This is a genomic window from Capnocytophaga sp. oral taxon 326 str. F0382, assembly GCF_000318295.1.
GTDB lineage: Bacteria > Bacteroidota > Bacteroidia > Flavobacteriales > Flavobacteriaceae > Capnocytophaga > Capnocytophaga periodontitidis.
This window is the reverse complement of sequence record NZ_KB291378.1, coordinates 7,223-8,623: the sequence shown is the minus strand read 5'-3', so window position 1 is coordinate 8,623 and position 1,401 is coordinate 7,223. Positions and strand designations below refer to the sequence as shown.

1 protein-coding gene is annotated in these 1,401 nt (G+C 36.9%); it reads right to left on the bottom strand.

Annotated elements, in window-relative coordinates; translation table 11 throughout:
* Nucleotides 1–129: 129 nt before the first annotated feature.
* Complete coding sequence (locus tag HMPREF9073_RS02525) at nt 130–1,332, bottom strand: DUF4876 domain-containing protein (protein WP_009412409.1); 1,203 nt, start codon at nt 1,330–1,332, stop codon at nt 130–132.
* Nucleotides 1,333–1,401: the final 69 nt, after the last annotated feature.

Here is a 1,401-nt window from a genome sequence, read left to right as displayed (position 1 = left end):
AGGGCGTTTGCAAAACGCCCTTACATAACATACTATAAAAGTAATTGATTATCATTTATATACTTTGTCAAAGTCCAAGGACTTTGACAAAGTTTGCAATGCACCTACTTACTTGTTAACTGTTAGTTATTACTTTTTAAGTGTGGGTGTAGTGAGTATCTCGAAATCGTCGGTAGAGTTATTGGTGTCTTTAAAAACAGTTTTACCGTTATTTTGAGAGAGGACTTTACGGCGTACAGATTTGCCGTAACGAGAAGCATCTTTTTCATCATTAGCTACATAAGTATAACCAGCATCTAAAGAGGGAGCTGTAACTATCCACTCGAACCCTTTTTTAGTACTTAAATTTACAGCATCTACTATCCAATTATTAGGGATTTTCAAAGCCTGTCTCTGCATTAATTTTGTTCCTATTTTGTATTCATAGTTATACTGAAGTGTAGAAGTAGCAGTACCTTCAGGGAAACGTGCTATCACATAACTTCTATTGCCTCTATTATTAATTATAAAAACACCATATAAGTTGATATTGTTAGTTACTCCTACCCCATCAACGTCTTTCACTTTTGGAGGGTAGAAGCTTTCAAAATCAGCTTTTGAAAGGTCTATAGAATTAGGATTATTTTCTTTATGATTAATTCCTTGTTCAGCAATTACAATAGACTTCCCTGGTTGCACAGGATATTGAGTGCCTGTACCTGGAATCTGCACCATACTTCCTGCTGTAAAGGCTTCTGCCATTACATTGGGGGTGTAATCTCTTTTGTTTACTGTTAGAAACTCAGAATCTGCTAAAACCAAACCATCGGCATAGAGAACTTTATTAGTAGGGTTATACAATTTGATGTACTGATCACCAAAATACTGTTTACCTTCTGGAGTGGTTGTACCTGTAAAGAAAATTTCTTCAATGATAAAATCTCCTTCTCCTGAGGGAGTGAGTTTTAGGCTAAGGGGTACTGTGTAGGTAGTAGCTGTAAGAATATCAATCTTACTTACAAATCCTGCTACTTCACCCGTGGCGGTGGTGGCACCTTGGGTGTAATTTACGCTACCTACAGCGCGTACTTCATAACTACCTGCAGATAATTCCAACTTAAAATCACTACTTGATACATTGTGATATACCTTTTCTACCTTCTCATTCTTGTTGAGCTCGGTAAGAGTAAGGGTGAGGATAGCGTATTGAGTGATAGCTACCTTGTCGGGGGCTTGTAAATGAAAGGTTACAGAAAGAGTCCCTGTAGGGATTCCATTGTTGTCGTCTTTTTTACAAGCGTTTAAGAGCACTAAACCAAGTGCTACAGCTAAAAATTGTTTTAAGTGTTTCATATTAATTTGTTAATTTGGTGCGAGTTACACGATTTATACACTTTGTCAAAGTCCTTGGACTTTGACAAA